This window comes from Bradyrhizobium sp. ORS 375, from assembly GCF_000239775.1.
GTDB lineage: Bacteria > Pseudomonadota > Alphaproteobacteria > Rhizobiales > Xanthobacteraceae > Bradyrhizobium.
Genome location: NZ_CAFI01000496.1, coordinates 21,751 through 28,529, shown reverse-complemented (window position 1 = coordinate 28,529; position 6,779 = coordinate 21,751). Strand labels below are relative to the sequence as shown.

Genomic DNA, 6,779 nt, shown 5'->3' with positions numbered 1-6,779 from the left:
CCGACAAGGAGCTGGAGCTGGCTGAGGCTCTCGCCAAGAAGCTCGGCACCCAGCTGATCTACTTCGTGCCGCGCGACAACATCGTGCAGCACGCCGAGCTGCGCCGCATGACCGTTCTGGAATACGCGCCGGAGTCGGTCCAGGCCAACCACTATCGCAACCTGGCGACCAAGATCCACGGCAATGCCGGCAAGGGCATCATCCCGACCCCGATCACGATGGACGAGCTCGAAGACATGCTGATGGAGCACGGCATCATGAAGGCGGTCGACGAGAGCCAGATCGGCAAGACCGCCGCCGAGCTCGCCGCCACGGCCTAAGCGTCACCGGTCATCCGGCCCGTCTGTTCGACGGGCCGGGCGATCTCCGCAACCGATCATCGAGGAAAAAGCCAGATGAGCGTTATCGAGAAACAAAGCGTTGCCGAGATCAAGGCACGCAACAAGGAACTGATCGCCGAGGTCCTCAAGGTCTATCCCGAGAAGACCGCCAAGCGCCGCGCCAAGCATCTCAACGTCCACGAGTCCGGCAAGTCGGACTGCGGCGTCAAGTCGAACATCAAGTCGATCCCGGGTGTCATGACCATCCGTGGTTGCGCCTATGCCGGCTCGAAGGGCGTGGTCTGGGGTCCGATCAAGGACATGATTCACATCAGCCACGGCCCGGTCGGCTGCGGCCAGTACTCCTGGGCGGCGCGCCGCAACTATTACATCGGCACGACCGGCATCGACACCTTCGTGACGATGCAGTTCACCTCCGACTTCCAGGAGAAGGACATCGTGTTCGGCGGCGACAAGAAGCTCGCCAAGATCATGGACGAGATCCAGGAGCTGTTCCCGCTGAACAACGGCATCACCGTGCAGTCGGAGTGCCCGATCGGCCTGATCGGCGACGACATCGAGGCGGTCTCGAAGTCGAAGTCCAAGGAGTATGACGGCAAGACCATCGTTCCGGTCCGCTGCGAAGGCTTCCGCGGCGTCTCGCAGTCGCTCGGCCACCACATCGCCAACGACGCGATCCGGGACTGGGTGTTCGACAAGCTGCCGGCCGACGCCGCGCCGCGCTTCGAGCCGTCGGATTACGACGTCGCGATCATCGGCGACTACAACATCGGCGGCGACGCCTGGTCCTCGCGCATCCTACTCGAGGAGATGGGCCTGCGCGTGATCGCCCAGTGGTCGGGCGACGGCTCGCTCGCCGAGCTCGAGGCGACGCCGAAGGCGAAGCTGAACGTGCTGCACTGCTACCGCTCGATGAACTACATCTCCCGCCACATGGAAGAGAAGTTCGGTATTCCGTGGTGCGAGTACAACTTCTTCGGGCCGAGCAAGATCGCCGAATCGCTGCGCAAGATCGCCAGCTATTTCGACGACAAGATCAAGGAAGGTGCCGAGCGCGTCATCGCCAAGTACCAGCCCTTGATGGACGCCGTGATCGCCAAGTACCGGCCGCGCCTGGAAGGCAAGACCGTGATGCTGTTCGTCGGCGGCCTGCGCCCGCGCCACGTGATCGGCGCCTATGAGGACCTCGGCATGGAGGTCGTCGGCACCGGCTACGAGTTCGCCCACAACGACGACTATCAGCGCACCGCCCAGCATTACGTCAAGGACGGCACGCTGATCTATGACGACGTCACCGGCTACGAGTTCGAGAAGTTCGTCGAGAAGGTCCAGCCGGACCTGGTCGGCTCGGGCATCAAGGAAAAGTACGTCTTCCAGAAGATGGGCGTGCCGTTCCGCCAGATGCACTCCTGGGACTACTCGGGCCCGTACCATGGCTATGACGGGTTCGCGATCTTCGCCCGCGACATGGACATGGCGATCAACTCGCCGGTCTGGAAGATGACCAAGGCTCCCTGGAAGCAGGCTCCCAAGCCGCTGCTCCAGGCGGCCGAGTAACTGGCAAAGTAACCTGCACCACCCACGGCCTGGCTCTCCTTCGGCGGAGAGCCAGCGCTCCCTGATCGACACAGGAACATAGAGAGGGTTATCCCATGACACAGTCTGCCGAACATGTGCTCGATCACTTCGAGCTTTTCCGTGGTCCCGAATACCAGCAGATGCTGGCCAACAAGAAGAAGATGTTCGAAAATCCGCGCGATCCCGCGGAAGTCGAGCGTATCCGCGAATGGGCCAAGACGCCCGAATATCGCGAGAAGAATTTCGCACGTGAGGCGCTGACCGTCAATCCGGCCAAGGCCTGCCAGCCGCTCGGCGCGGTGTTCGTCGCTGTCGGCTTTGAGAAGACCTTGCCGTTCGTGCACGGCTCGCAGGGCTGCGTCGCCTATTATCGCAGCCATCTGTCGCGCCACTTCAAGGAGCCGAGCTCCTGCGTGTCGTCGTCGATGACCGAGGACGCAGCCGTGTTCGGCGGCCTCAACAACATGATCGACGGCCTCGCCAACGCCTACAACATGTACAAGCCGAAGATGATCGCGGTCTCGACCACCTGCATGGCGGAAGTCATCGGTGACGACCTCAACGCCTTCATCAAGACCTCGAAGGAAAAGGGCTCGGTTCCGGCCGAGTACGACGTTCCCTTCGCCCACACCCCGGCCTTCGTCGGCAGCCACGTCACCGGCTACGACAATGCGATGAAGGGCATTCTCGACCACTTTTGGGACGGCAAGGCCGGCACCGCGCCGAAGCTGGAGCGCGTTCCGAACGAGAAGATCAACTTCATCGGCGGCTTCGACGGCTACACCGTCGGCAACATCCGCGAGGTCAAGCACATCTTCGAGGAAATGGGGATCGAGTACACCATCCTCGGCGACAACTCGAACGTGTTCGACACGCCGACCGACGGCGAGTTCCGCATGTATGAGGGCGGCACGACTCTGGAGGACGCGGCCAACGCCGTCCACGCCAAGGCGACGATCTCGATGCAACACTATTGCACCGAGAAGACGCTGCCCTTCATCGCCAATCACGGCCAGGAAGTGGTCTCGTTCCATCACCCGGTCGGCGTGTCCGGCACCGACGCCTTCGTGATGGCGCTGTCGCGCATCTCGGGCAAGGAGATCCCGGAATCGCTCGCCGTCGAGCGCGGCCGCCTGGTCGACGCGATCGCCGACTCCAGCGCGCACATCCATGGCAAGAAGTTCGCGATCTACGGCGATCCGGACCTCTGCCTCGGCCTCGCCTCGTTCCTCCTGGAGCTCGGCGCCGAGCCGACCCATGTGCTTGCCACCAACGGCAACAAGGAGTGGGCGGAGCGGGTGCAGGCGGTGTTCGATGCCTCGCCGTTCGGCAAGAACTGCCACGTGTATCCCGGCAAGGATCTCTGGCACATGCGCTCGCTGCTGTTCACCGAGCCGGTCGACTTCCTGATCGGCAACACCTACGGCAAGTACCTGGAGCGCGACACCGGCACGCCGCTGATCCGCATCGGCTTCCCGATCTTCGATCGCCACCACAAGCACCGCTATCCGGTGTGGGGCTATCAGGGCGGCCTGAACGTGCTGGTCACGATCCTCGACAAGATCTTCGACGAGATCGATCGCAACACCAACGTGCCGGCAAAGTCGGACTACAGCTTCGACATCATTCGCTAAGACACGGTGCGCGGCGGTTCCTCAAGGGCCGCCGCGCTTCACTCCGGACGATGCGGCTCGTGGGAAGGCAACGAAAGCCTGAGCCTCTTCGTCCCACCAAGACGCGCAGAAGGTCCGCCAACAGGAGAAGCCGATGAGCTCGCTGTCTGCCACGATCCAGAACGTCTTCAACGAGCCGGGTTGCGGCAAGAACGCCAACAAGTCCGAAGCCGAGCGCAAGAAGGGCTGCACCAAGCAGCTGCAGCCGGGCGGTGCGGCCGGTGGCTGCGCCTTCGACGGCGCCAAGGTCGCGCTGCAGCCGCTGACCGACGTTGCGCATCTCGTGCACGGGCCGATCGCCTGCGAAGGCAATTCCTGGGACAACCGTGGCGCGGCCTCATCCGGCTCGCAGATCTGGCGCACCGGTTTCACCACCGACATCAACGAGACCGACGTCGTGTTCGGCGGCGAGAAGCGCCTGTACAAGGCGATCAAGGAAATCATCGAGAAATACGATCCGCCGGCGGTCTTCGTCTACCAGACCTGCGTGCCCGCCATGACCGGCGACGACATCAACGCGGTCTGCAAGGCGGCCTCGGCCAAGTTCGGCAAGCCCTGCATTCCCGTCAATTCGCCCGGCTTCGTCGGGCCGAAGAATCTCGGCAACAAGCTCGCCGGCGAGGCGCTGCTCGACCATGTCATCGGCACTGTCGAGCCGGAGGTGACGACGCCCTACGACCTCAACATCATCGGCGAATACAATCTCTCCGGCGAGCTCTGGCAGGTGAAGCCGCTGTTCGACGAGCTCGGCATCCGCATCTCCGCCTGCATCTCCGGCGACGGCCGCTACAAGGACGTCGCGTCGTCGCACCGCGCCCGCGCGGCGATGATGGTGTGCTCCAAGGCGATGATCAACGTCGCCCGCAAAATGGAGGAGCGCTACGGCATCCCGTTCTTCGAGGGCTCGTTCTACGGCATCCAGGACTCGTCGGACTCGCTGCGCGAGATCGCGCGCCTCCTGGTCGAGCGTGGCGCGCCGGCGGACCTGCTGGACCGCACCGAGGCGGTCATCGCGCGCGAGGAGGCCAAGGCATGGGCGGCGATCGAGCCGTTCAAGAAGCGCCTGACCGGCAAGAAGGTGCTGCTGATCACCGGCGGCGTGAAGTCGTGGTCGGTCGTGGCGGCGCTGCAGGAGGCCGGCATGGAGCTGGTCGGCACCTCCGTGAAGAAGTCCACCAAGGAGGACAAGGAGCGCATCAAGGAGCTGATGGGCCAGGACGCCCACATGATCGACGATATGGCGCCCCGCGAGATGTACAAGATGCTCAAGGACGCCAAGGCCGACATCATGCTGTCGGGCGGCAAGTCGCAGTTCGTGGCGCTGAAGGCCGCGATGCCCTGGCTCGACATCAACCAGGAGCGCTCGCACGCCTTCATGGGCTATATCGGCATGGTGAAGCTGGTCGCCGAGATCGACAAGGCGATCTACAACCCGATGTGGGAGCAGCTGCGCAAGCGGGCGCCGTGGGAGAGCGCCAGCAACAACTGGCAGGCCAAGGCGATTGCGCAAGCCGATGCGGAAGCTGCTGCGCTCGCGGCTGATCCCGTCGCCGCGGAAGCCGCGCGCCGCGCCAAGAAGATCTGCCACTGCAAGTCGGTCGATCTCGGCACCATCGAAGATGCGATCAAGGCGCATGGCCTGAGCGACGTCGCCGGCGTCCGCACCCACACCAACGCGTCGGGCGGCTGCGGTGCCTGCGCCGGCCGGGTCGAGGACATCCTGGCGCGCGCGAGCGCGCCCGCCGAGCTGCTACAGGCGGCGGAGTAGGGCGCCATGGCCAAGGTCACCATCGGAAAGAAGGCCTGCGCGGTCAACCCGCTGAAGATGAGCCAGCCGATCGGCGGCTCGTTCGCCTTCCTCGGCCTGCGCGGCGCGATGCCGCTGCTGCACGGCTCGCAGGGCTGCACCTCGTTCGGCCTGACGCTGTTCGTGCGCCACTTCAAGGAAGCGGTGCCGATGCAGACGACGGCGATGAGCGAGGTCGCGACCGTGCTCGGCGGCTACGAGAATGTTGAGCAGGCGATCCTCAACATCTACAAGAAGCAGAAGCCGGAGATCATCGGCATCTGCTCGACCGGGGTGACCGAGACCAAGGGCGACGACGTCGACGGGTACATCAAGCTGATCCGCGAGAAGCATCCGGAGCTCGCCAATTATCCGCTCGTCTATGTCTCGACGCCGGACTTCAAGGATGCGTTCCAGGACGGCTGGGACAAGACGGTTGCCAAGATGGTCGAGGTGCTCGTCGACAAGCCGACCTCGACCCGACGCGATCCCGCCAGGGTCAACGTGCTGCCCGGCTGCCATCTGACACCAGGGGACATCGAGGAGCTCCGCACCATCTTCGAGGATTTCGGCCTGGAGCCGTCGTTCCTGCCGGATATCGGCGGCTCGCTCGACGGTCACATCCCCGACGAGTTCACGCCGACCACGATCGGCGGCATCGGCCTCGAAGAGATCGCGACCATGGGCAGCGCGTCCTGGACGATCGCGATCGGCGCGCAGATGAAGCGCGCGGCGGATGCGATGCAGGCCAAGACCGGCGTGCCGTACCGGCTGTTCGAGCGGCTCTGCGGCCTGCTGCCGAACGACGAGTTCATGGCCTTCCTGAGCGAGATCTCGGGGCGTCCGGTGCCGGCGAAATATCGCCGGCAGCGCGGCCAGCTCGCGGACGCGATGCTGGATGCGCATTTCCACATCGGCGGCCGCAAGCTTGCCATCGGCGCCGAGCCGGACTTGTTGTTCGACGTTGCCAGCATGCTGCATGACATGGGCGCCGAGATCTCGGTCGCTATTACGACCACGCAATCGCCGGTGCTCGAGCGGATGCCCTGCGAGGAGGTCTTGATCGGCGATCTCGAGGATCTGGAGAACCTCGCGAAGGCGCGCGACTGCGGTCTGATGATGACGCATTCGCACGGCCGCCAGGTTGCGGCCCGGCTGAAGATCCCGTTCTACCGGATCGGCTTTCCGATGTTCGACCGGCTGGGAGCCGGGCATCTGCTGACGGTCGGCTATCGCGGTACCCGCGACCTGGTGTTCGCGCTCGCCAATCTGATCATCGCCGACCGCGAGGACAATCATCAGCCGACGCCGGACACCTGGATCGATCCCTGGAAGGATTTCCAGCAGGTCTCGCCGGAGTCGGCCGTCGTGGCACCGCTGCATTGACGCGTCAGGAGAAAG

4 protein-coding genes and 1 pseudogene are annotated in these 6,779 nt (G+C 64.1%); all 5 read left to right on the top strand.

Annotated features, from left to right (window positions below):
• Window positions 1-320 (top strand): annotated as a pseudogene (nifH, locus tag BRAO375_RS35020) (nitrogenase reductase); the annotation flags it as partial.
• Window positions 321-395: 75 nt separating this feature from the next.
• Complete coding sequence (gene nifD, locus BRAO375_RS35015; protein ID WP_009032153.1) at window positions 396-1,898, top strand: nitrogenase molybdenum-iron protein alpha chain; 1,503 nt, start codon at window positions 396-398, stop codon at window positions 1,896-1,898.
• A 95-nt stretch (window positions 1,899-1,993) separates the two neighbouring features.
• The gene (gene nifK, locus BRAO375_RS35010) at window positions 1,994-3,553 is read left to right on the top strand and encodes a nitrogenase molybdenum-iron protein subunit beta (RefSeq protein ID WP_009032152.1); all 1,560 of its coding nucleotides are present in this window, start codon (window positions 1,994-1,996) and stop codon (window positions 3,551-3,553) included.
• Between the two features lie 133 nt (window positions 3,554-3,686).
• Window positions 3,687-5,360, top strand: a complete 1,674-nt coding sequence (nifE, locus tag BRAO375_RS35005; protein ID WP_009032151.1) for a nitrogenase iron-molybdenum cofactor biosynthesis protein NifE — start codon at window positions 3,687-3,689, stop codon at window positions 5,358-5,360.
• 6 nt (window positions 5,361-5,366) lie between these two features.
• Window positions 5,367-6,764 carry a nitrogenase iron-molybdenum cofactor biosynthesis protein NifN gene (gene nifN, locus BRAO375_RS35000; protein ID WP_009032150.1) on the top strand — a complete coding sequence of 466 codons (1,398 nt, stop codon included), beginning with the start codon at window positions 5,367-5,369 and terminating at the stop codon, window positions 6,762-6,764.
• Window positions 6,765-6,779 lie beyond the last annotated feature (15 nt).

Bases quoted from the DNA above. Each gene is read 5' to 3' on its own strand.
- nifD (WP_009032153.1), top strand. From the start codon at position 396: ATGAGCGTTATCGAGAAACAAAGCGTTGCCGAGATCAAGGCACGCAAC.
- nifK (WP_009032152.1), top strand. From the start codon at position 1,994: ATGACACAGTCTGCCGAACATGTGCTCGATCACTTCGAGCTTTTCCGT.
- nifE (WP_009032151.1), top strand. From the start codon at position 3,687: ATGAGCTCGCTGTCTGCCACGATCCAGAACGTCTTCAACGAGCCGGGT.
- nifN (WP_009032150.1), top strand. From the start codon at position 5,367: ATGGCCAAGGTCACCATCGGAAAGAAGGCCTGCGCGGTCAACCCGCTG.